The sequence below is a fragment of the Vibrio ichthyoenteri ATCC 700023 genome (assembly GCF_000222605.1).
GTDB classification, from domain to species: Bacteria; Pseudomonadota; Gammaproteobacteria; order Enterobacterales; family Vibrionaceae; genus Vibrio; species Vibrio ichthyoenteri.
The window spans coordinates 1-23,570 of sequence record NZ_AFWF01000069.1; the positions used below are offsets into that span (position 1 = coordinate 1).

Here is a 23,570-nt window from a genome sequence, read left to right on the forward strand (position 1 = left end):
GGTCACAAATTAGACGAAGTAATGGAGATCTCCGATCGCATTACCGTTATCCGTGATGGCCGCACCATTGGCACTTATCAAGCGGACGAAGTTGACAGCGATGAGTTGGCATTTTTAATGACAGGCCAGCGCTTTGAATTCTCGCCTTTAGCACCCTATCAGCAGCAAGGTGATGTGAAGCTGGAGGTTAAAAACCTGACCAAACAAGGGCAATTTAACGACGTATCATTGTTAGTTCGTGCCGGGGAAATTGTGTCGATTACGGGGCTACTTGGTGCGGGTCGTACTGAACTTTGTATGGCGCTGTTTGGCATGAGTCAGCCTGACAGTGGTGACATTCTGATCAATGGCAAAGTCACCTCGTTTAACTCCAATGGTGATGCGATTGCTCAAGGTATTGGCTACGTCTCAGAAGACCGTATGTCGACTGGGCTGGTGATGGAGCAGTCCATTCAAGACAACATTACTGCTTCGGTTCTAAAACGTTTACAAAAGCCATCGGGCGTACTGGATCATTTGAAAGCCAATAAATTAGTCGCAAAGCTTATCTCTTCACTGGCGATTAAAGTGGCTGATCCCAAACTGCCGGTAACAAGTCTTTCAGGTGGTAATGCACAGCGAATTTCAATTGCCAAGTGGATAGCCGCTGAGCCAGAAGTGCTGATCCTTGATTCACCAACCGTTGGCGTTGATGTGGCCAACAAAGAGGCGATTTACAACATTGCTAAAGATCTCGCCGCAAACGGTATGGCGATCATCATGGTGAGTGATGAAATCCCAGAGGTGTTTTACAACAGTCACCGCGTGATTGTGATGAAAGAAGGACGTTTTACTCATGACTTCCAACCAACTCATTGCTCAGAGCAAGAAATTATGGAGGCCGTCAATGCTTAATCAATCCAAAAGCTTGTTGGCTTCATTTAGCAAGCGTCACGAGTTTTATCTCTCTGTGATGATCGTCTTGATTGTTGCTGTCCTGACAGCGACCTCGCCAGACTTTCTGACCTTAGGTAACATTTTCGATATGTCCATTAGCTCAGCACTGCTAGGCATCATGGCTTGTGGTTTGTTTGTGGTGCTTATCGCGGGCGGAATTGATATCTCATTCCCGGCGACGGCGGCGATTGCTCAGTATGTGGCAGCCACCTACATTCTCAGTATTGGCGGTAACTTTATGATTGCCTTTGGTATTGCAGCGCTGGTGGGCATGCTATTGGGAATGATTAACGCCACTCTCGTTTATAAGCTAAAAGTACCGGCGATCATCATTACCATTTCAACCTTGAACTTGTTCTTCGGTTTGCTGATTTACTTTAGCAATGGTGAATGGTTATACGGCTTCCCTGATTGGTTTATGAATGGTGTTGAGCTGTTTAGCTTCACAGGAAGTGATGGCTATGACTACGGTTTATCACTGCCAATTTTGACTTTGATTGCTATGGTTGCTCTGACCTCATTCTTAATGTCGAAAACGCGCTTGGGTCGCCAGATCTATGCAGTAGGCGGTAACGCAGATGCGGCGAGTCGTATCGGAATTAACCTCTTTGGTATCAATCTGTTTGTTTATGGCTACATGGGCGCTTTGGCGGGTATTGCCTCTGTCGTACAAACACAAATTACCCAATCAGTAGCACCAAATTCGTTAATGGGTTTTGAGTTGACGGTACTGGCGGCTGTGGTGCTTGGTGGCACCAGCATGACGGGAGGGAAAGGCACACTATTTGGCGTGATTCTCGGTGTGATTTTATTGGCAGTGGTGAAAAACGGTTTAACCCTGCTGGGCGTGCCGTCTTATTGGCACACCGTTGTTACGGGTTTAATCATTGTTTGCAGTATCAGTATGACCGCTATTAACGAGAAAAAACAAGCGGCGCAGGGGGCATAATGGAACAGGTTCTAAATAGTTTAAAACTGCCAACAGATAAGAACATTCGATACTTGTTGGTTATTCTAGTCGGTATCCTGGCGGTGATGGGTTTTACCAGCGGTCAGTCCTTTTTCTCTCTTGGCAACTTACAATCAATGTCATCGCAGATGCCGCTATTGGGTTTGCTCGCACTGGCGATGGCCGTGTGTATGCTCACCGGTGGTATTAACCTTTCGATCATCGCAACGACAAACGCATGTGGTCTAGTGATGGCGAGCATCATTACTCAAGCCCCAGATAGCTCAACTATGTTGGTCTTGGCACTGGCGGGTGGTCTAGTTACAGCGGTAGTGATTGGCCTGCTTAATGGGGCGTTAATTGCTTATGTTGGTGTCTCTCCCATCCTTGCCACTCTGGGGATGATGACGCTCATCAATGGCCTGAATGTGCTTATCTCAGGTGGTAGCGTGATTTCAGGTTTTCCTGAAGCACTATTGGTATTAGGTAACGGCTCGTTAATGGGTATTCCAATGCCGCTTATCTTGTTCGTTGGTTTTGCTATTGGTCTGTGGGCTTTGCTTGAGCACACAAGTCTTGGCCGCACTATTTACTTGATGGGCTCGAACGAAAAAGCGACCCGTTTTTCAGGCATTAATACGCAAAAAGCCACTCTGTATGTGTATGTAATTTCGTCACTACTGTGCTGGGCGGCTGCGATTGTGATGATGGCAAAATTTAACTCTGCTAAAGCCGGTTACGGCGAGTCTTATCTGTTGATTGCGATTTTAGCCTCAGTATTAGGCGGTATTAACCCAGATGGTGGCTTTGGTCGTATTGTTGGTATCGGTTTAGCACTGATTGTGCTGCAAACACTAGAAAGTGGTCTTAATTTACTGGGAGTGAGCAGTTATCTCACTATGGCGCTTTGGGGCGGCATCTTGATCCTATTTATCTTCTTACAAAAAAATAAGGCTTAACGGGGAAGAGTATGAGTATTTATTTTATCGGTGTTGACGTAGGCAGTGGCAGCGCGCGAGCGGGTGTTTTCGATGCTCATGGGCGTAAGGTGGGTGAAGCAAAACGCGATACCCAGATGTTTAAGCCTCAAGCGGACTTCGTTGAGCAATCTTCTGACAATATTTGGCAATGTGTGTGTCTGGCGGTTAAAGATGCGGTTTCACAAGCGAACATCGATCCAATTCAAGTCAAGGGTATCGGTTTTGATGCGACGTGTTCGCTGGTGGTTCTGGATCAAAAAGGCCAACCTTTAACGGTCAGCCCGACAGGTCGCAGTGAACAAAATATTGTGATGTGGATGGATCATCGAGCTATCGCACAAGCGGATCGGATTAATAAAACTGAGCATCCTGTATTGGCATATGTTGGCAACCGTATTTCACCAGAAATGCAAACACCAAAGCTGCTATGGCTAAAGCAGAACATGCCAAATACATGGTCGAAAGCGGGTTACTTCTTTGACTTGCCAGATTTCTTAACTTGGAAAGCCACCTACAATGGTAGCCGTTCACTATGTTCAACAGTATGTAAGTGGACATATCTTGGTCATGAAGGCAAATGGGACAAAAGCTTCTTCGAACTGATTGGTTTGGAAGACCTACTGAAAGATGACGCGAAATCGATAGGCGACCGTATTTTGCCAATGGGGCAGCCGGTTGGTCATGGACTAACAAATCATGCTGCTGACGATCTTGGGTTGATGCCAGGTACCGCTGTGGGAACGTCAATCATTGATGCCCACGCAGGTGGTATTGGCGTGCTGGGCGCAGCCGGCATGACTGGCGAAAAAGCGGATTTCAATAAGCGTTTAGCCTTGATTGGCGGCACTTCTTCTTGCCATATGGCGGCCTCAAAAACCGCGCGTTTTATTGATGGCGTATGGGGTGCGTATTACGGCGCAATGATTCCCGGTTACTGGCTTAACGAAGGTGGTCAATCCGCCACAGGTGCATTGATTGATCATATTATTACCTCGCATCCGCTGTATGTTAGTGCCAAAGAGCAGGCTGACAAACTAGGTCAAACTATCTATCAATTGCTCAATGATCGCTTGTTAGAATTGGCGGGTAGCAAAGAGGATATAGCCTTTTTGACTCGTGACATCCATGTATTGCCTTACTTCCATGGTAACCGGTCACCACGTGCTAACGCCCACTTAACTGGTACCATTACCGGCCTAAAAATGTCGAAAACCATTGATGATATGGCGCTGCAATACCTCGCTACACTACAAGGCATTGCTTTAGGTACCCGTCATATTATTGAAGTAATGAACGATTCTGGTTATGAGATTGATACCATCATGGCGTGCGGTGGTGGCACTAAGAACAGCGTGTTCTTGCAAGAACATGCTAACGCGACAGGTTGTATGATTCTCTTACCTGAAGAGAGTGAAGCGGTACTGCTGGGGTCTGCGATGTTGGGCTCTGTCGCCGCGGATTTCTACAGCGATATTCCCGATGCGATGAATGCCATGAGCCGAATCAGTAAGAGTGTAATGCCACAAACCGAGAAGATTAAGCGCTTCTATGACGCTAAGTACCAAATCTTCCACAAAATGTATCAAGATGATGTGGAATATAAACGCTTAATGAAAGCGTTCTAACCCTCAGCTTACTTACGTTCAGGTTTACATGCTCAACTAAAGCCACCAACACTGTTTGGTGGCTTTTTGTATTTTCAACGGTGGCGATTTAACAGCATAAAGGACACCTAGTATCTATACTTTTATCATTAGTAAGCATCAGGGAGAAGCCAGATGTTCAAAAGTATCAGTGCAAGCATGCTCGTTATGTCTTCATTTATCATTTTAGGCGGTTGCTCATCACCGAATCCGTATGGTGATTCTTATGGTTCTGGGGATACTCGTACTGTACAGCAGGTGTACTACGGCACCGTTGTAAAAGCTGAACCTGTGACCATCGATGCCTCAGATTCAACCAACGTTATTGGTACTATTGCTGGTGCCGCCATTGGTGGGATCTTAGGGTCTAAAGTTGGTGGTGGCTCTGGTTCTGATATCGCGGCGATTGGTGGCGGGCTATTGGGCGGTTATGCGGGTAGTGAAGCGGCAGGTGCTGTAGGTGGGCGTAATGGCGTAAACCTCACCATTCAGCTCGAAGATGGCCAGACCATCGCGATTGTACAAGAAGCCAATCCGAATATGATTTTCCAACCTGGCCAAGCGGTGCAGGTGAATGTTGATGGTAGTACCGCAAGGGTAGTGCCGCGTTAACCTAGGCAATAAATTGTCAATGAGAAGGCCTGATCAGAGGCCTTCTTTTCGTATACTTGATAGATAACTGTACCAGTATCTAGAAATACCCAAGGGGAATAAACCTATTTTCTCCCGCAATACAATTGGTCAAAGTGCGGAATGTTTTGCTCCCAGATTGGTGTGTCCTCACCAATAATGGCTTTTAGTTCATCGATAAACAGCTTGGTTTTGATCGGCGCATCACGGTGTGGGTAAACCGCATAAAAAGTGCCAAAGTCCTCAAGTTGTAAATGCGTCATAATGGGCACCAACTTCCCTTCAATAACCTCATTTTCAATCATTTGTGCCGTCACCACGGCAAGCGTGTTACCGGCCACGGCACTTTTTACGATCATCTCGACATCATTCACTTTATAAGCGCTATTGAGCTGAAATTGCTGCGGCACATCTTGCTCATTAAGGTAGTTAAATTTGTCGAGCTGAATGCCAGACGAGGCATAAATCGTCGCGGGTGCGGCTTCAAGTTTAGCTATGCTATCAATCTCACCATATTGCTGAATAAAGTCAGGGGAAGCGACAATCAATAAGCGGCTTCGTGCTATCTTGCGGGACACGAGACTAGAGGATTTCGGTTTGCCAATCCGAAAACCAATATCAAAACCTTCCTGCACAATATCGACCAATTTGTCTTCCAATCTCAGTTCACATTCAATATTCGGGTATTTTCTCTGAAACAGAGAAATCGCATCTTGTACATACTGGCGGCCAAACATCATTGAGCTGGTCAGTCTTAATACGCCTCTCGGTTCTGAGTGATAGTTTTGTGCTAAGCGGTGAGTGTCATTGAGTAGATCTCGCAGTTGATATGCTTGTTTTATCATCTCATTGCCCGCCGCTGTTAGTGATAGAGAGCGCGTGGTTCTATTGAGTAAGCGTACGCCGAGCTCTTCTTCTAAACGAGCAATTTGCTTTGAAATCACCGAACGATCTAGGTTTCGTTGTTCGGCGACATTGGTAAAGGAACCGAGCTCGATAACATCAAGCAAGAGTAATAAACGACTCGAAAAATCCATATACGCCTCACTGCCTTTAAATGGCCGTCATTGTATTTTTTGGTGCAAATTTGGCATCAATATTGTGCTAATAGTAGTGTTTTTCATGGCTAATACAATCGATATAGTAGCGGCACTTACAGAGAAATGGCTCTTTCAGAAAGGCAGACGCTAGAAGTCACTACACTGATATAGCCACGGCTTAATTAATGAGGAAGTTCACAATGAAAAAATTATCAATCACTCAACAAAACGGTATCGCCACTGTTGCTATCAACAACCCACCGGTAAATGTACTGACGATCGATCTAATTAATGAAGTTAACGAGTTTGTACTATCGCTGCAGGATGACCGTGATACTAAGGTTGTGGTGTTTAAATCTTTACATGAATCTTTCTTTTTGGCCCATCTGGATTTGAATGTGATCAATGGCACGCAAGGCGGCCAAGCGGCGTCAATTGAATTTAATCATATGATTGAGAACATTAAAGCGATGAAACAAGTTTCGGTAGCGGTTGTTGATGGTGTTGCTCGTGGGGGCGGCAATGAGTTTGTGATGGCATGTGACCTTGCTTACGGTACTGAAAATGCGGCGTTTGCTCAGCCTGAAATTCACGTCAACATTCCAACTGGCGGTCAAGGCGCAGTGCAATTTGCCAGAAGAATGGGCAAAAACAAAGCACTACAAGCACTGTTGTTAGGTAATGACTTTACGGCACAAGAAGCGGAGCAACGTAACATCATCACCCAATTTGTGCCAAAGGCGGAAATGGATACATTTTTGACTATGACACTGGGTGTGATCAGTGGATTAGAAGTGCGTGATATCGTGATGTACAAAGAGATCATCTCTACATCAATTCAAGATGAAGCCGCAGGCGCGGAGTTAGAACTTCGTTACTTCTTAGAGCGTGCTAAAGAGCAGAAAACCGCCGCGATCATTGCTGCATTTCTAAAAAATGGCGGACAAACTGAGCGAGAAGCGAAAGATATGCCGGGTATCTTTGCCGATACAGCCATTGAACTATCAAAATAACGTTGCGATGGTTTCCGCGTGATAACGGGCCAGTTTTGCTGGCCTGGTTGCCATTTTAGCAATCTTGGAAGGCGTTACGTATTAGCCAATTTGAGTTAAAATTACCGCCTAGCATAACCCAAAGTAATGCTATTGGTTAGGTAATCATAATCGCTCATGGATGGAAAAAATGGCAAAAATTGAATTAATGACAGGCGAACTGGATGCGACACAACAAGCGCAGTTGAGCGCGGGTTTTGAAGCTCACAGTCAGGCCCAATTGGCACCGCCTTATCTTAAAGAGCGTTTTAATTGGACGGTTCAAGACGATGAAGGCAATCTTATTGCCGCTCTCACCGCCGATGTATTGTGGGAATGGCTGTATATCGATGAGCTGTGGGTAGACGAAAGCTGTCGCGGCACAGGTATGGGTAAGCAGTTAATGGCGCAAGCAGAAGCCTACGCAAGAGCGCAGCATTTATCCGGTTTATGGCTATGGACGCAGAGTTGGCAGGCACCAGCCTTTTACCAAAGTTTAGGTTTTGAAGAGTTTACTCGAATGGATAACTTCCCTACAGGGTATAGCCGAATTGGCCTCAGAAAAACGCTGACTGAACTTATCAAATAGATCTTATTGTACCTTTCATTTAACTCAACCAGTCACTTAAACTGAGCATCACTTGTTACAGAGTGATGCTCATCGTTCTAATGTAACCTCTCAATTTTTCTTTGTTTACATTCTATCTTTCCGCCTTGGCTTCCTTTTTGCTTTTTTCACTTTGTCGCTAACTTTAACGATCTGATATATATCGGATTTTTAGCAGTAGCGTTGGAGACTATAGTCAAAATAGCGACTGAATAAGGGCGTCGTATACCAATTTATAAAATATACACACTTGCACGATTGTGCATGTGTGTATATGATTTGCGTCCTTCTTACTTTCTGAGTGTCAAATTTTGGAACCGAAATTAGTTATTGTGTTAAATGAGTTCTTCTATGTTGCGAAAGGTTTGGTGGTGATTATTGCCATTGTGTCGGTGATCACCGGCATCATGCGCGAATACATCCCTCAAGATAAACTTCAAGCAACACTGACCAAGCATGACAAGTGGGGTACCCTGCTTGGGGCTCTATTTGGTATGTTAACGCCATTTTGTAGTGCGGCTGTTGTGCCTGTTACCATGGCAATGGCGTCGATGGGAGCATCTCTAGGGACGGTGATGAGCTTTATCATTTCAGCCCCGTTGTGTAACTTCATCGTATTGGCGATGATTTACGCTGCGTTTGGTCTGAAAATTACGGTGGTTTATTTCTTAATCACCTTTATCGCTGCTGTACTGGGTGGTTGGTTGATTTCGAAATCTCCGTGGAGAAATGAGATCAAGCGCGGCGATGAATTGGAAGACACCAAAGCAAAAGGTTGTAGCAGCAATAGCAGCAACGCGTGTGGTGGCACACCTTCTTCAGCATCAAGAATGCGTAATGCAATGAATGGCGGGTTTGCTTTGTTTAAACGCATCATCCCCTATGTTTTGTTGGGTGCGGCGATCAGTGGATTCTCTGCCGCTTACTTGCCAGCTGACTTGGTTGAGAAATACGTGGGTGGTGATAGTTTTCAATCAATCGTGATTGCTTCTTTGATTGGTATTCCTCTTTATCTACGAATTGAAATGGCAATCCCATTACTTAACGTTTTGATTGCGAAAGGAATGGGTATGGGAGCTGCCCTTGCACTAATTATTGGTGGTACGGGTGCCAGTTTGCCTGAAATCGCGCTAGTATCGGCAGTGTTAAAAAGAAAAGCAGTGATCGCGTTTGTTGGGATTGTGTTGTCGACCGCTATTATTGGTGGGGCAATTTTCCAATACGTTATATAAAGAGGTTACGCCGCCCTAGTTGGGGTGGCGTTCTTAGTTTGGATTGTCATAAGTTTAAACAGTCATATGTTTCAACGGTAATGAGTTTATAAGGTAATCGCCACGATGGACGAAAAGTATATTGATGCATTAAAAGCGTTGTCAGAACCAAATCGCCTAAAGCTGTTTTGGTTGTTTCTTCATGTTGACGAATGCATTGCTGTCGCGGAAGCGATGGATATCATCGGTGACACGCAATACAACGTATCTCGTAATCTTAAAATGCTCTATCGTGCGGGATTACTGAATCACCAAAAACAAGGTAAATGGGTGTTTTATACGCTCAGAGAGCAGGGTGCGCCTCATTGCAAAGCTCTGGTTGATTCGGTGCGCTTTTTACCAAAAGATGATTTTAAAGATGTCACGAAGCGCTGTTTACAACGCTTGTCACTGAGAGTGGATGGCCAATGTGTGGTGGGGCCGGATAGTGAAATATGGCAGCAAAAGCTGAATGAGTGAGGCTTGCTATGAAGACGCTGACCCAATTAGAACTCGACGTTATTCTTGATCAGCACAAACGGTGGTTGGCTAAACAAGGTGGCCATCGAGCAGTATTAAGCCACACAGATTTGAGTTACCTTGATCTGAGTGGGGCCGATTTGCGCTGTGCCAGCTTGATTCGCACTAACTTTAGTGCTGCGACGTTACGCCATACCGATATGAGTGAAGCGGATATCAGCTACGCGATTTTTCGCGATGCAGATCTTCGCTATGCTGTTTTCCAAGACGCTGATTTACGCAATGCAGATATGAATGGCGCGCAAATGCAGTGCGTAGATTTTACCCGGGCTGATTTATATCGTACTGATTTTAGTACCGCGATTTTAAGCGAAGGGGCGTTTGATAAACCAGCACTAAGCGACACCATTATCACCCTGCGTGATGCAAATAGATCGAGCTGTTTTCATACTCAATAACGAGGTTTAAGTTAGTCTACACGGTTTGCTGTTCGCTTATATTGAGTGCCGAGTTAAACTGTCGCTTCGCGGCTGCACATCACTTTTAGTCAACGATTCAAGCTAGCGGATTTTTGCTAGCGATTGGTTTTATCTATTTTCGAGAAAAGACAATGATTGTAGAAAATGTGCTTCCTGAAAATTATGCAGAAATGCTTAATGTTTGGGAAAATTCAGTCCGAGCAACGCACGATTTTATTTCAGAAGACGATATTGCGTTTTTTAAACCCATCATCATTGAGCAAGCATTCCCTGCGGTGACGTTACGATGTGTTAAAAGCGCGGGTGGTTCAATCTTAGGTTTTGTGGGCACCTATGATGCCAAGGTTGAAATGCTATTTGTCTTAAATGAAGCGAGAGGGAAAGGGGTAGGCACGTTGCTGTTGCAATACGCTATCGATCACCTTGCCATTACTCAAGTGGATGTGAATGAGCAAAATCCATTGGCGGTTGGTTTTTATCAGCACATGGGTTTCAAGATTACTTCACGTTCACCGCTTGATGATATGGGGAAACCTTTTCCAATTTTGCACATGACGCGATAAGTCTCGGTTATTCCGTTACCTATTTGTCAGAAGAAGCGCCCAAAGCTAATAACTTTGGGCGTTTCCGTTTATGTGCCCATTCTCTTCTTGAATAGGTTCTGCTCTCTATCCATACGAACAATAAATTTATTTGTTTTTTGGTGATATTTCGATATTCTATAATGCTGCATGAATTTTACCGCACCCGCAGTTGCACCTCGTCAACCTCAAATATTTATAGGTAAAATATGAAGTTTCCAACATCACTTCCTTCGGCTCACCAAACCCTACTTCAGCATATTGTTGATGTATTATCGCAAGATGCTCGTTTTTGTGGCATTGGTGTGAGTGGCTCTTACGCTTCTAATACTATGGATCAGTACAGTGACCTTGACTTAGTTATCGCCATTGACCCCATCCACTATGAAGACGTCATGGCACAACGTTTCCAAATTCTTAACCAATTCGATGATTTGCTAGCTGCGTTTACTGGTGAGCATGTCGGAGAGCCTCGCTTGATCGTTTCTCTATTCGGTGAAGCAGAGATTGTTCATGTCGATTTTAAATTTGTCTCGTTGCCGGATGCCGCTCAGCGCGTCGACAATACCCAAGTCGTGTGGGAAAGAAGCAGTTTGTTGAGCGATGTGTTTAGCACGCAAGCTCCGCATTACCCGCAACCTAACGCACAATGGATTGAAGACCGCATGTGGATTTGGACACATTACGCGGCAACTAAAATCGCGCGTGGTGAGTACTTCGAAACATTAGAATTTCTCTCCTTCTTGCGTTTCAATGTACTGTCGCCTTTGGCTCTGCAACAAGCAGGCTTAACGCCATCTGGTGTGCGCACCATCGAAAAACGTTTGCCTGAATTTGCCGCTAAGTTGGTTAAGACCGTCGCGATGCCAGAGAAGGAGTCGTTGACATTTGCATTAGGCCATTGTGTTAGCTTGTATCTCGAACTGCGGGAAAACGAAGAGGTTGTGATCAACGAACGTGCTCAAGCAGCCTGCGTGAATTATCTTCACAACCTGATGTAATTTATCGAGCTGAGTCAGCTTACTTATGGTGAGTGACTTGGCTTGATTAGGTCTTTCAGTTTTCGTGACTTTCTATCTGAGTTTTTTCAGCGAAAGAAAGTCACCGTTTACCGATCTGATTAATCGTTTGTGGTTAAGCAGCTACCTTGCGTCTTAATCACTTCCTGATACCAGTAAAAGCTCTTTTTGCGCAGTCGCGTCAGATCGCCATTGCCTTCATTATCACGATCAACATGAATGAAACCGTATCGCTTGCTCATTTCAGCGGTTGAGTTGGCGACGAGGTCAATTGGTCCCCACGTGGTGTAACCCATCAACTCAACGCCATCTTCGATCGCTTCGCGGGCTTGTACGAGGTGATCGTTTAAGTAAGCAATGCGGTAATCATCAATAATTTCCCCATCAGCAGTGATTTCATCACGTGCCCCTAAGCCATTTTCAACGATAAATAGTGGTTTTTGGTAACGATCGTGCAAGAAATTGAGCAAAACGCGTAAGCCTTTTGGATCAATTAGCCAGCCCCACTGGCTTTTTTCAAGATATGGATTTGGTACACCAGCAATGATATTGCCGACTTCTTTTTCTTGTTCACGAGCACTGGCACAACCTGATGCGTAGTAACTGAACGAGATAAAATCGACACTAGCGGCGGCAAGCGTTTCTACATCCCCTTGCTCCATTTCGATACCGATATTGTTGTCACGGAAATAACGCAGCATATAGCCAGGATAACGGCCACGGGTTTGTACATCGCCAAAGAACAACCATTGATTATTCTCATGCATGGCAGCAATTACATCGTCAGGATTACAAGTGTGTGGGTAGGCGAGAGCCCCAAGCAACATGTTGCCAATTTTCGCATCAGGGATGATCTCATGGCACAGCTGTACGGTTTGGGCACTGGCAACAAGCTGGTGGTGAATCGCTTGGAAAATTGCTTGTTCAGTCGCATCTTCTTGTAGGCCGACACCGGTGAAAGGTGCATGTAATGACATATTGATTTCGTTAAAGGTCAGCCACAGTTTGACGCTGTCTTTATAGCGCTCAAAAACAGTGCGTGCATAACGAGTGAAGAATTCGATGAGTTTTCGGCTACCCCAACCATTATAGTTTTCTACTAACGCATAGGGCATCTCATAATGTGACAGCGTCACGAATGGTGTGATGTTATGAGCGGCTAATTCGGCAAAAATCTTGTCATAGTATTCTAAGCCGGCTTGGTTTGGTTCAAGTTCATCACCATTGGGAAAGATCCGAGTCCAAGCAATTGAGAGGCGAAGGCAAGTAAAGCCCATCTCTTTGAACAATGCGATATCTTCTGGGTAACGATGATAAAAATCGATGGCGAGATCTTTAATGCCTGCGGTGCGCTCTGCACGAGTTTGGTGAGGGCTTAAAATACCGTTAGGTAGCATGTCTGATGTGGATAGGCCCTTGCCATCGGTAAGGTATGATCCTTCAACTTGGTTAGCCGCGATTGCGCCGCCCCAAAGAAAATCGTGTGGAAACTGAGTATTGGTTGTCATGAGGTGTCCCCGTTTTATGAAAGCGAAAGGTGAGGAAATTTAATTGAGCTTTTGTTCGATGCATTGCGCGTAGCTATTGGCTTTTAAACCATAGATGATTTGCACATGATGCGAATCCACGTGAACGATACCTATCGCGCCGTTATCTTTTAGGGCTTTTTCATTCAAACGTGAGATATCGTAAAGCTCCGGTCTTAATCTTGTCGCACATGCGCCGATTTCTTTTATGTTGGCCATACCCCCAAGCGCTTCGATAATGATACCGACTTCATGTTCAAGGTTAGGATTCACGCGGGTTAAAGCCGTAAAAATTTTGCGTAATGCTGCAAACATCATTTTAGCTCATGGTTATTCTATTTAGATGAGATTATGCGCCGTCGCAAACCAGACGCCAGATGCAGATCGTCAAACAGTGAGCTAGATTCGGCAACGGTATTCTGATCGCTTATCTAACGACCGCGACAGGATGGGAAATTATTTCCCTTACCGCTTGATTAGAGCACTTAATGATATCGATAAAATGATCGATTCAAAGTTCGAATAATTGAGTTAACTATCTGTAATAAAATTCTTTTACTCTCATAATGAGACGCTTTGCTGCGATTAAATAGCGCTGCTCTGAATGAGGTCGGTAACGATTTCAGCGCGCTCCACTAATAAGGATAAGAATGGAAATGCTAAAAACGAAATTGGCGGTGCTAATCGGTTGTTTGTCACTCGGTGTCGCAATTAATGCGAGTGCAGCGGGATTTGAAACCGTTACTCTAGGCAGTAAAGGGGGCATTCAGGACGGCAACCTTACGGCTTTTATGCTCAAGAGCGAACTTGATGAGAACTATGTGTTGCTGGATGCGGGCTCGGTAGTGAACGGCTTAATTGTTTCAGAGCAAAAAGGTGCGTTTGCGGATGTGAAAGTTCCGGAAGATTCAAAGTACACCAAAGTCGGTTATCTGCTTAAAGAAAAGATTAAAGGCTATTTAATTAGTCATGCTCACTTAGATCATGTGGCTGGTATGATCATCAGTTCGCCTGATGACAGCAATAAACCTATTTACGGCTTGGCATCGACGAACGAAGGGTTAATGAATAACTACTTCAACTGGTCGGCATGGCCTAACTTTGGTAACGAAGGTAATGGCTTTAAGCTTAGCAAATACACCTATACCGATTTAACCCAATACCAATGGCAGGCAGTCAAAGGCACGACGATGCAAGTTATGGCCATGCCGCTATCGCATTCTGGTGGAGAATCGACAGCATTTTTGCTGAAAGATACCCAAGGTGACGTATTCGCCTACTTTGGTGATACGGGGCCAGATGCAGTAGAAAAGAGCGATGCACTTAATAAAGTATGGTCAACGTTAACGCCATTCGTTAAACAAGGTCAGCTAAAGGGTATGGTGATTGAAGTGTCGTTTACCAATGAAACGCCAGATAAAGCGTTGTTTGGCCATCTAACACCTAATTGGCTGATGAAAGAGCTAACCGCTTTAGAGTCGATGGCAGGTAAGGGTAGCTTGAAGGATCTTGATGTTGTGGTTAGCCATATTAAATACAGCTTGAAGAAAGGGGAAGACCCACAAGTTGTGATTAAGCGTCAACTTGATGCCGGTAATAAGCTTGGGGTGAACTTCCACTTCCCAATCCAAGGCGATGCGCTCGTCTTCTAAGTTGCAATGCGATGTTTTTATTTTGAGCCCTACCATCTGGTGGGGCTTTTTTATCTATGCAGCGAGGCAAACTTTGGTTGAATAGTGGGACTAAGGCACGGAATGACGTTGGATTTTGTGAAGAAATGGACGTTGTTAAATATTTGCACACACTAGAATGAACCTGATTTACAACATGATAAGGAAGGATTATGTCTGGTTTTGGTCAGCATTTATTAATTGATGGCGCTGAAATTTACTACCAAGAGTCGGGCAATCCTGATGGTCAACCGCTAGTGATGTTGCATGGCGGTTTGGGGAGTAGTGAAGATTTTGATGGGCTATTAGGTTACGTACCGGATGTGTTTAAAATCATCCGAATTGACCTACGTGGTCATGGTCGTTCAACGTTGGGTGAGTTGCCTTTGAGCTACGCCCGCTATCAGCAAGACGTTGAAGCGATACTTGATCATCTGCAAATTTATAAATTTCATCTATTTGGCTTTAGTGATGGCGGCATTGTTGGCTATCGCTTGGCTGCACTCTATGATCACCGTCTGTTAAGTTTAACGACGCTGGGCTCTCAGTGGCGTTTACACCCTGATGACCCTTCAATCGAGCTCTTGCAAGATTTGACGGCAGAAGATTGGCAAGCAGAGTTTGAAGAGCAAGTGGCTCGCTACAATGAGATTAACCCCCAAGCTGATTTTAGTTTGCTTGTTGAAGAGGTGAAAGAACTGTGGTTAGACACATCTGAGAATGGATATCCTAATGAGCAAGTGGATGACATCAACTGCTCGACGTTGATCATTCGTGGCGACAGAGATGACTTATTCTCTCTTTCTGAAGCGATAACGTTAATCAGTCGCGTACCAGATTGTGAGTTTTTTAACGTCCCATTTACCGAACATGAAGCACATAACGAGTACCCTGAAGTGGTCGGTGAAGTGTTGCGTCGTTTTTTACAAATCAATCACTGATTGATTAACCATTAGACATATTGTTTATTTGTTTGTAGGAAAAGCCCCACATGGTTGGGGCTTTTTTGTATGCTTAGTTCCAAATATTTCATGAACTTATCTACATTTAACCTCTTGTGAGTCAATAAAAACGTGCTTTTGTTTTTCATATCGTGACAGAAGATCTCGATTTGACTAAAACCTGTTGTTTTTCTGCAAATAGCCATATCTGAAAACAAAATTTGCCGACTAAAATTAGTTTTCAAAGCTGTGATAACCACAGCGATTTTTGTGGAAGTAGGACATGTTAAAACTTAATGCACTTCAATTAGCAATATCGGTCGGTATCGCAGCGGCGTCTGGCGCTGCATACGCAGATAGCTCAAAAATGGTCAACCCAGAAGCGGGTGTTGTTGTGGGTTACTGGCACAACTGGTGTGATGGCGCTGGTTATAAAGGGGGCAATGCGCCGTGTGTGACACTGGAAGAAGTTGACCCAATGTACAATGTCGTCAACGTTTCATTTATGAAAGTGTTTGACGTTGCGGAAGGCCGTATTCCCACTTTTCGTTTAGATCCAGCTATTGGCCTTTCTGAACAGCAATTTATCGATCAAATCGGTGAACTAAATAAACAAGGTCGTTCGGTACTGATTGCTCTGGGTGGTGCTGATGCACACGTTGAGCTGAAAGCGGGTGATGAGCGTGCTTTTGCTGATGAAATTATTCGTGTCACTAACCGTTATGGCTTTGACGGCCTAGACATCGACCTAGAGCAAGCTGCGGTGACTGCGGCCGACAACCAAACCGTTATTCCTGCTGCGCTGCGTATGGTGAAAGAGCACTACCAAGCACAAGGTAAGAACTTCCTTATTACCATGGCACCTGAATTCCCCTACTTGGTTCAACATGGTAAGTACGTGCCGTACATTGAGAACCTAGAAGGTTATTACGATTGGATCAACCCACAATTCTATAACCAAGGTGGCGATGGTATTTGGATTGATGGTATCGGCTGGATCGCACAAAACAACGATGCGCTGAAAGAAGAATTTATTTACTACATCTCTGACTCATTGGCGAATGGTACACGTGGCTTCCACAAGATCCCAAGCAGCAAGTTGGTGTTTGGTATTCCGTCGAGCATTGATGCTGCAGCGACAGGCTATGTGCAAAATCCACAAGATCTTTATGACGCCTTTGCACGTCTAAGTGAACAAGGGCAACCGCTGCGTGGCGTAATGACTTGGTCAGTTAACTGGGACATGGGCACTAACGCAGCAGGCCAAGCTTACAATGAACAGTTCATCAAAGATTACGGCCCATTTGTCCATGGACAAACACCGCCACCACCGCCAGCAGAAGGCGTGCCTGTTCTTAAAGGTGTTGAGAACGCTCGTGTGCTTCATGGCAGTGCGTTTAATGAACTCGCGGGTGTAACGGCGTCGGATAAAGAAGATGGCGAACTGACCAATACGATCGTGGTTGAGGGTATTGTTGATACAAACCAGATCGGCACTTACGTACTGACTTATCGCGTGCAAGACAGCGATGGTAATGAAACGGTAAAAGCACGCAGTGTGGAAGTTTATAGCCAGAAGCCAGTCTTTAGTGGTGTGTCGGATACGACGGTAATGATTGGCAGTGCGTTTAATCCGCTTACGGGTGTGACGGCAACGGATGCGGAAGATGGAGATCTGACTGACCAAATCCGCGTAACGGGCGATGTAGACACCGCAATCGCTGGTAACTACACACTGAATTACGCAGTCACCGACAATGCAAACCAAACAGTACGTGTTGAGCGCAACGTCGTTGTGAACGATGGCAGTAGCTGTGCGAATGCATGGGATGCCGCGACGACGTATGTTGAAGGTGACCAAGTCTCTCACAATGGTGCTACTTGGGAAGCTGGTTGGTGGACTCGCGGTGATGAGCCGGGAACAACCGGTGAGTGGGGCGTGTGGAAAAAGGTTTCTGACAGCTCATGCGGTGGCGAAATCCCAGATCCAGAATTGGATACTGAAATGAAAGTGACAGGGCTTGCCTCTGAGTATGTTGCAGTGAATGGTACGGTGAACCTATCGTTATCACTGACAGCCAATGAAGCGTTAGATGTGACCGTTATGGCTATCGACAGCACGAACACCGTGGTGAACCAAGCCAAAGTAAATCTAGTGGACTCTAAAGCGATCACTTTTGAGATTTATGATGCACAATCAGGTCGTTACACTCTTGAGGTTACCGGCTCGGCAGCCGATGGTGAAATGGTGGTCTTTAGCCAGTCGTTTTTAGTCAAAGAAGAAGGCACCGTAACCCCACCACCAGGTGATATTCCACCATACCAAGTGGGTACAAATTACCAAGCGGGTGATCGCGTGTTGGGCGCTGATAACGCGGTATATGAATGTAAGCCTTGGCCGACAACAGCATGGTGTGCTAGCGCATCTTACGCGCCAGCAGATAGCTTGTACTGGAAAGAAGCTTGGACGAAGCTGTAACCCCAAACAGCTGAGCTAAGACAAAGCACCACAATTGTGGTGCTTTTTTTATGAGGATAGTGGACAGAACTGCCAATTCTGGCCAAAATTTTCTCGCTTCTCGCTTCTCGCTTCTCGCTTCTCGCTTCTCGCTTCTCGCTTCTCGCTTCTCGCTTCTCGCTTCTCGCTTCTCGCTTCTCGCTTCTCGCTTCTCGCTTCTCGCTTCTAGCGCGTAATCTCCGCGCCTGATGCTTCGTCTGCGTATTGCTCTAACATGCTTTCAAAGCGCTGGTTGCCTTGGAGAGATTCAAAATCTCGCTCAGTAGCAATCAGATCTTTGGTTGATGGGCTTAATTCAATCGCTCGGGTGAGATCATCAATCGCTTGGTCTTCAATGCCTAATCTGGCAAAGGCACAGGCTCGTTGATAAAGCGCGGGTGCGTTGGTCTCATCTAAATCCAGTACGCGGTTACAAATACTCAGTGCCCAGTTGTACTCATTGGCATCCATCGCCGCATCGGCTTTGTAGGTTAGCGCTTCTAAGTCACCCGGGCGAATATGCAAAATCTCATCATAAACAGCAATTTTTTGCTCTGGTGTTTGCATGCTCTGTGCACGAAGCCATAAATTATGAACTTCGTTAATTATCTCAATTTCTTTATTATTTTCGCTGATAATACGGGTCTTGCGTTTTAGATCTCGCTCCAATGCGCTGAATTTTTTCTCATAATCTTGGGCGATGGAATCCAAACGACTTTCTGCCATCTCCTTAGTGTTATGTTTAAATTCACGCAACGACTGCCAACCAATAAAGGCAATCATCGATGCAACCCCCGCGATAATGTAGAAAAAGTAGGTGACGGTGACGTTGGCATAGTTTAGGGATTTATCGGCGACCGCGAGTTCTCGGTCGGTGATTTCAATCACCATACGGCGCTCTAAATCTTGTTGTGACTGGCGCAGAGATTTTATTTCATCAAGGATATATCGCTCCATTAATGGGCGATCAAGGAGGTCGGATTCTGAGTATTTCTCTTCACTGTGTGCAGGCAAGGCAACTGTCGCTAGGACAAGTAATAACAACGAAGTAATTTGGCGCATGTGGCTTCCTTACTGTAAATATAAGTTTTTCTGTCTACCTAAGGTCACGTTTTGGCGCATAGCAATGATTGCTTATGTGGTAAACGCGTTGGCAGTTTGAGTATAGTGTTCTTTTTCACAGTAGCAGATCTACAAGCCACAACGCAAAATTGATTGCTTATGAAAGTGTTCGCCTTGGTCAGCATTATCGTAGGGATTCATTGTGGCAATGTGTTGTAGGTCGCGTATCGCATGCCTTTGAAGAATGAAGTCCTTATTCTTCAAGAGTTCTATTGGCACTCTGATTGATCAAAAAAGCCCCGCAAGAGCAGGGCTTTGAAAGGCAGTGAAATTTGAGCCTTATATGAATCTTATTTTTACACTACTTGCAGAATATCGACCATAGGTAGACGTGCTTTTGGCTTGCCATGGTTGTAGTCAGCGCCGTCTTGGTGGTAACCCATTGAAAGTGCCACTTCACAAACGTAACCATCCAATTCTTCTTTGAATAGTTCACTGATAAGTTCTGAGTCAACGCCTTCCATCGTAGTTGAATCGATACCCAAACGAGCAAGAACGTGCAGAGTGTTACCTAGAGCAAGGTAAGTCTGTGAGCGAGTCCAGTTACCATTGAAGCCATTCTCATCAGTATTCGCTTCAGCAAAACCGTAAGCACCGTTGAGCATTGTGTCGTACATCTCTGCTGGAAGGTGACCCGATGTCACTTCCGCATCCACCACTTTTTTATAAAGATCTTTGGTGTAGTTCGGGTTGTAAGCGAACAAGATGGTGTGCGATGCATTCTTAGCATGCGGCTGGTTGAACTGATGCTTGTTGGCAAACGTGTCATGCAGACGTTGCTTTGCTTCGTCGCTTTCAATCACAATGAATTTCCAAGGCTGTGAGTTGATAGAAGAAGCTGATAAACGAATCGCTTGGTAGATCACCTCAAGATCCGCCGCAGAGATACGTTTTGATGGGTCATAAGCTTTAGCTGTGTAGCGAGATTCTAAGTCAGCGATAATTGGATGAGTCATATTCGTACCCTACTAATCTAAATGTCTTGGCTGATTGCCGTGTTGTTGAGGTGCATTCTAGAGGGATAAAAAGCAAAGAAAAACCATCGCACAATTGAAACATTATCAAAAAAAAATTGATAATAATCTTGATTCAAAATGAAATTGGCCGATATTTAAAGGTGTTAGCCGTCAAGCTATGGGTTCTTAGTTATGGCGAAACACTCGTTATTATCAATCAATGAGGTTAAGTAATTTTTCTGCGGTATTAATAGCCTCTTTGCGGTGAGTAATATTGAGCTTTTGATATAAGTTGCGAATATGTGTTTTGATGGTCGTCGCTGCAACATCCAATTCTTGGGCAATCTGCTCATTACTAAAACCGGAATAGATCAGCCCAAGTACCTGCCATTCACGCAAGGTGAGGGGACTCGTTCGCACGACTTGTGGGATCTCTGGATGATTCACTAATTTTTCAATGAACTCTTCATCAAAATGGATTGAGCGGCAGCGTTGCGTGGTGGAAATCGCCTTGAGTAGATGCTGTGCTCGATGACGTTCTAAATCGTCCATTTCCGATTTGTGGTTAAGTTGCTGCAATAGGGGGCTTAGTTGGCGACCATCGATAATGTATTGGCCTAAGATTCCGGTCTGGTTGGTCAGAATCAACGCATCTTTCACCATCTGTTTGGCGGTGGCTTGTTGGCCTTGATGGAGAGCAAGCACGGCCGCTAAGATCATATTGCGATTGGTATCGCTGACCAAGTGGTGATTATCGGCCTGTTGCTGCAAAAATCGCAATGTGTTTTGTGCTTCATCAAGTTGGCCTAAATGAATTTGTACTCGGGCAATATTCCGCCATTGTAATTGAGTGAAGTGGTTTGCCGCGATATCAGGCCGTTGTGTGGTATTGAGCCATTGCTCCATGGCGGTGCGGTTATCTCTAGCTTGCCAATAAAGGATCAGTGATAGCGATGCGTTTGCGGTCCAATCAACGTGATAAGTCGACATTTTGATCAAGTGGTTAATGTGATCGATAAACTTGGCGGCTTTATCGAGCTCGCCACGGCCAATCGCAATGCGAGCGAGCATGGAATAGCTATGTAGGTGTTCTTTCGGTGAATGGTTCTCAAGAACACGCAATCCTTGATGTGCGTATTGCTCCGCTTCATCAAGGCGATGCCAGCTCCAAAGTAACTGAGCGCGAATACGCAGTAAAAATTCATGCAAAGGCAATTGCTGTAATTGTTGTTCGCTGATCAGCTTGAAGGCGCTCTCTTGTATATCATAAGCAGCTTGCGCATAACCTTGAGCAATCAAAATTTCACTCTGTTGTAGCAGCGCCCAGAGGGCGTGATGATGTACTTGGTATTGGCGTGCCAGCTTTTCGGTTTGTTGCATCATCGGCAGCGCTCGATCAAGGTGGCCGAGCACGTGATTCACTTCGCCGATCACTGAGGTGGCAACGATACGGCTGTGGTATACCGCATTATCAATTTGGCTTAATGCTAACTCTGCTAAGGTGAGTGCTCGTTCTGGCTCATTTTGATTTATGGCAATTTGTGCACGCAATGCGTTGAATTCACCTTGGTCTGTGACGCTTAATGCAATGCTAAGCCGTAGCATTTCTTCATCCGCTTGGATGAGTAGGCGTTCTACTTCATGATATCGATGTTGGCTTTGCGCGAGCCATGCTTGCAGCATGGGAAGTTTTGGGTGTTGATAGAGCACGGTATTGGGCAAGCTTTGGATCGCCGCTTCGAGTGCTTCGAGCTCTCCATTGTTAAACATTTGCCAGCCATATTGTTGCAAGATATCCGCGACTAACTGAGTATTCCCCGATTTTTTTGCATGCTGCAGTGCTTGTTGTGGCATGACTTGGTGAGGCATCGCCTGATGCAGCCAAGCGCGGGCTGCGGCTTCTTGCAACTGTGTTTCTTGGTGAGGTAAACGAGCTAATCGCTCATGGTTGAGAAACTCGGCAAACAAATTGTGGAAGCGATACCAGTGCTGAGCTCCTTCGAGTCGATGAATAAACAGGCCATAGCGATTGAGTAATTCAATTCGGCTCAGTGCATCGGCTTGTTGGGTCACTTTACTTGCTAGGACTGCATTAAAATGCTCCAGTACTGAACATTGCAACATAAACTGTTGGGTTTCGTCATCAAGGCGTTCAAACACTTCTTCAATTAAGTAATCCCATAAATGCGCTTGATCGAATTGCTTAATGGATTGCGCCGATTGTTTTAACGAGCGATTTTGTTGCTGTGCTTGCAATGCGATAAGTTGCAACGCAGAAGGCCAACCTTCCACATAGTCGCACAGATAATCGGCGGTCTTACCGTCGATCTCTTCTTGCACTCTTTGTTGGAAAAAACGACTGGTTTCTTCGTTATCGAATGCTAACAAACGTGTGTCGATCTCCAGCATTAAATCGCGAACTCGCAGGTTGGCGATGCCCAATGAAGGGGCGGTACGACTGGTGACAACCAGTGTTAAGTTATCTGGCATATGCTTGACGAAAAATCGCATCGCTTGGTGAATGGATTCATCGTCAATGAGATGGTAGTCATCCAGCACGAGGTAACATGGCTGGGATAGATTGGCCATTTCAGCAAAAGCATCCCCGATTAAGCTTGGCAAAGATGCATACTGGCGTTTGTCGGCCAGTTTAAGAGCAGTGATACATGCGTCGCCACTGGCTTTATTAAGGGCTTGCAACAAGTAATTGATAAAGCGAAAGCCATCGTTATCGCCTTCATCAATGTTGTACCAACCGACGTGTTGTTTATCTGCTAAGTATTGCGCCGCCATGGTTGTTTTGCCATAGCCTGCAGGTGAGCGAAATAAAATCAGTTTGTAGTGGATGGCAGGTTTGAGAACGTCGAGTAGCCGCGGGCGCAAAATCGCGTTATGTAATCGTCCTGGGCTGGTGAGTTTTGAAGGAATCCACATCTAATTTCAATCCTTGTGCTATGTTTTATTGCTTGCCAGTCCTTGGCTGCCGACCTTGTACCCAAAGCGATTTCTATCTTTGAAGTCATCGATTGGTTATCTGCGTTTTCGCATACTTTCTCTCATAGTACCTAAGTATTATGACAAGGTGATGAGTGACGTTTGAGAGTTATGCAGAATTCACCTTTTGTATCGTTCTACACCCCATTACTGTGACTTGAGTCAAGTTTATGCGTGAGGTGCATCGAGAGAATTAATCTCACCGCACCAATGTGGATGTTTTTTATCCAAGGTAAAAT

The 23,570-nt window shown here is 45.1% G+C and carries 21 protein-coding genes; 15 read left to right on the forward strand and 6 right to left on the reverse strand.

The features are described 5' to 3' along the window. From RH85_RS06100 to RH85_RS06120, 5 genes are all read left to right on the forward strand, one after another. A partial coding sequence (locus RH85_RS06100) for an ATP-binding cassette domain-containing protein (protein ID WP_006711335.1) occupies nucleotides 1–894 on the forward strand: 894 nt, incomplete at its 5' end. Further along, a complete protein-coding gene (locus tag RH85_RS06105; RefSeq protein WP_006711336.1) occupies nucleotides 887–1,885 on the forward strand; it encodes an ABC transporter permease in 999 nt (332 codons plus the stop codon). The genes RH85_RS06100 and RH85_RS06105, both read left to right, overlap by 8 nt. Then, the gene (locus RH85_RS06110; RefSeq protein WP_006711337.1) at nucleotides 1,885–2,844 is read left to right on the forward strand and encodes an ABC transporter permease; all 960 of its coding nucleotides are present in this window, start codon (nucleotides 1,885–1,887) and stop codon (nucleotides 2,842–2,844) included. The genes RH85_RS06105 and RH85_RS06110 overlap by 1 nt, the downstream gene beginning before the upstream one ends. 11 nt (nucleotides 2,845–2,855) lie before the next feature. Further along, entirely contained in the window at nucleotides 2,856–4,490 is a 1,635-nt protein-coding gene (locus RH85_RS06115; protein ID WP_006711338.1) for an FGGY-family carbohydrate kinase, read from the forward strand. A 153-nt stretch (nucleotides 4,491–4,643) separates the two neighbouring features. Then, complete coding sequence (locus tag RH85_RS06120; protein ID WP_006711339.1) at nucleotides 4,644–5,120, forward strand: outer membrane lipoprotein; 477 nt, start codon at nucleotides 4,644–4,646, stop codon at nucleotides 5,118–5,120. Nucleotides 5,121–5,224: 104 nt separating this feature from the next. On the opposite strand, the gene RH85_RS06125 is transcribed toward RH85_RS06120, so the two are convergent. Continuing rightward, nucleotides 5,225–6,175: a LysR family transcriptional regulator gene (locus tag RH85_RS06125; RefSeq protein WP_006711340.1), complete on the reverse strand. Its 951-nt coding sequence runs from the start codon at nucleotides 6,173–6,175 to the stop codon at nucleotides 5,225–5,227. A 203-nt stretch (nucleotides 6,176–6,378) separates the two neighbouring features. On the opposite strand from RH85_RS06125, the gene RH85_RS06130 reads away from it, so the two are divergent. From RH85_RS06130 to RH85_RS06160, 7 genes are all read left to right on the forward strand, one after another. Next, complete coding sequence (locus tag RH85_RS06130) at nucleotides 6,379–7,191, forward strand: enoyl-CoA hydratase/isomerase family protein (protein ID WP_006711341.1); 813 nt, start codon at nucleotides 6,379–6,381, stop codon at nucleotides 7,189–7,191. A gap of 169 nt (nucleotides 7,192–7,360) precedes the next feature. Then, nucleotides 7,361–7,798 carry a GNAT family N-acetyltransferase gene (locus RH85_RS06135; protein WP_006711342.1) on the forward strand — a complete coding sequence of 146 codons (438 nt, stop codon included), beginning with the start codon at nucleotides 7,361–7,363 and terminating at the stop codon, nucleotides 7,796–7,798. Between the two features lie 329 nt (nucleotides 7,799–8,127). Then, a complete protein-coding gene (locus tag RH85_RS06140) occupies nucleotides 8,128–9,048 on the forward strand; it encodes a permease (protein ID WP_039948756.1) in 921 nt (306 codons plus the stop codon). A gap of 105 nt (nucleotides 9,049–9,153) precedes the next feature. Then, on the forward strand, nucleotides 9,154–9,546 hold the full coding sequence (locus RH85_RS06145) for an ArsR/SmtB family transcription factor (protein ID WP_006711344.1): 393 nt from the start codon (nucleotides 9,154–9,156) through the stop codon (nucleotides 9,544–9,546). A gap of 8 nt (nucleotides 9,547–9,554) precedes the next feature. Further along, complete coding sequence (locus tag RH85_RS06150) at nucleotides 9,555–10,004, forward strand: pentapeptide repeat-containing protein (protein ID WP_006711345.1); 450 nt, start codon at nucleotides 9,555–9,557, stop codon at nucleotides 10,002–10,004. A gap of 152 nt (nucleotides 10,005–10,156) precedes the next feature. Continuing rightward, entirely contained in the window at nucleotides 10,157–10,588 is a 432-nt protein-coding gene (locus tag RH85_RS06155) for a GNAT family N-acetyltransferase (RefSeq protein WP_006711346.1), read from the forward strand. Between the two features lie 227 nt (nucleotides 10,589–10,815). Further along, nucleotides 10,816–11,607 (forward strand): nucleotidyltransferase domain-containing protein, encoded by a 792-nt coding sequence (locus RH85_RS06160; protein WP_006711347.1) that lies wholly within the window; start codon nucleotides 10,816–10,818, stop codon nucleotides 11,605–11,607. A gap of 119 nt (nucleotides 11,608–11,726) precedes the next feature. On the opposite strand, the gene RH85_RS06165 is transcribed toward RH85_RS06160, so the two are convergent. Together RH85_RS06165 and RH85_RS06170 are read right to left on the reverse strand one after the other, a co-directional pair. After that, nucleotides 11,727–13,133, reverse strand: coding sequence for a glycoside hydrolase family 1 protein (locus tag RH85_RS06165; protein ID WP_006711348.1), 1,407 nt, complete (start codon nucleotides 13,131–13,133; stop codon nucleotides 11,727–11,729). Between the two features lie 39 nt (nucleotides 13,134–13,172). Further along, nucleotides 13,173–13,466 carry a PTS sugar transporter subunit IIB gene (locus RH85_RS06170; RefSeq protein WP_006711349.1) on the reverse strand — a complete coding sequence of 98 codons (294 nt, stop codon included), beginning with the start codon at nucleotides 13,464–13,466 and terminating at the stop codon, nucleotides 13,173–13,175. A 341-nt stretch (nucleotides 13,467–13,807) separates the two neighbouring features. Here RH85_RS06170 and RH85_RS06175 point away from each other — a divergent pair, with 341 nt between their 5' ends. From RH85_RS06175 to RH85_RS06185, 3 genes are all read left to right on the forward strand, one after another. Continuing rightward, nucleotides 13,808–14,803, forward strand: coding sequence for an MBL fold metallo-hydrolase (locus RH85_RS06175; protein WP_039948765.1), 996 nt, complete (start codon nucleotides 13,808–13,810; stop codon nucleotides 14,801–14,803). A 191-nt stretch (nucleotides 14,804–14,994) separates the two neighbouring features. Beyond that, nucleotides 14,995–15,762 carry an alpha/beta fold hydrolase gene (locus tag RH85_RS06180; RefSeq protein WP_006711351.1) on the forward strand — a complete coding sequence of 256 codons (768 nt, stop codon included), beginning with the start codon at nucleotides 14,995–14,997 and terminating at the stop codon, nucleotides 15,760–15,762. 283 nt (nucleotides 15,763–16,045) lie between these two features. Continuing rightward, a complete protein-coding gene (locus RH85_RS06185) occupies nucleotides 16,046–18,241 on the forward strand; it encodes an immunoglobulin-like domain-containing protein (RefSeq protein ID WP_006711352.1) in 2,196 nt (731 codons plus the stop codon). 204 nt (nucleotides 18,242–18,445) lie between these two features. Here RH85_RS06185 and RH85_RS06190 read toward each other — a convergent pair whose 3' ends face one another. From RH85_RS06190 to malT, 3 genes are all read right to left on the reverse strand, one after another. Continuing rightward, the gene (locus RH85_RS06190) at nucleotides 18,446–19,321 is read right to left on the reverse strand and encodes a tetratricopeptide repeat protein (RefSeq protein WP_006711353.1); all 876 of its coding nucleotides are present in this window, start codon (nucleotides 19,319–19,321) and stop codon (nucleotides 18,446–18,448) included. Between the two features lie 356 nt (nucleotides 19,322–19,677). Then, a complete protein-coding gene (locus RH85_RS06195) occupies nucleotides 19,678–20,337 on the reverse strand; it encodes an NAD(P)H-dependent oxidoreductase (protein WP_006711354.1) in 660 nt (219 codons plus the stop codon). Nucleotides 20,338–20,550: 213 nt separating this feature from the next. Continuing rightward, the gene (malT, locus tag RH85_RS06200; protein ID WP_006711355.1) at nucleotides 20,551–23,271 is read right to left on the reverse strand and encodes an HTH-type transcriptional regulator MalT; all 2,721 of its coding nucleotides are present in this window, start codon (nucleotides 23,269–23,271) and stop codon (nucleotides 20,551–20,553) included. Nucleotides 23,272–23,570: the final 299 nt, after the last annotated feature.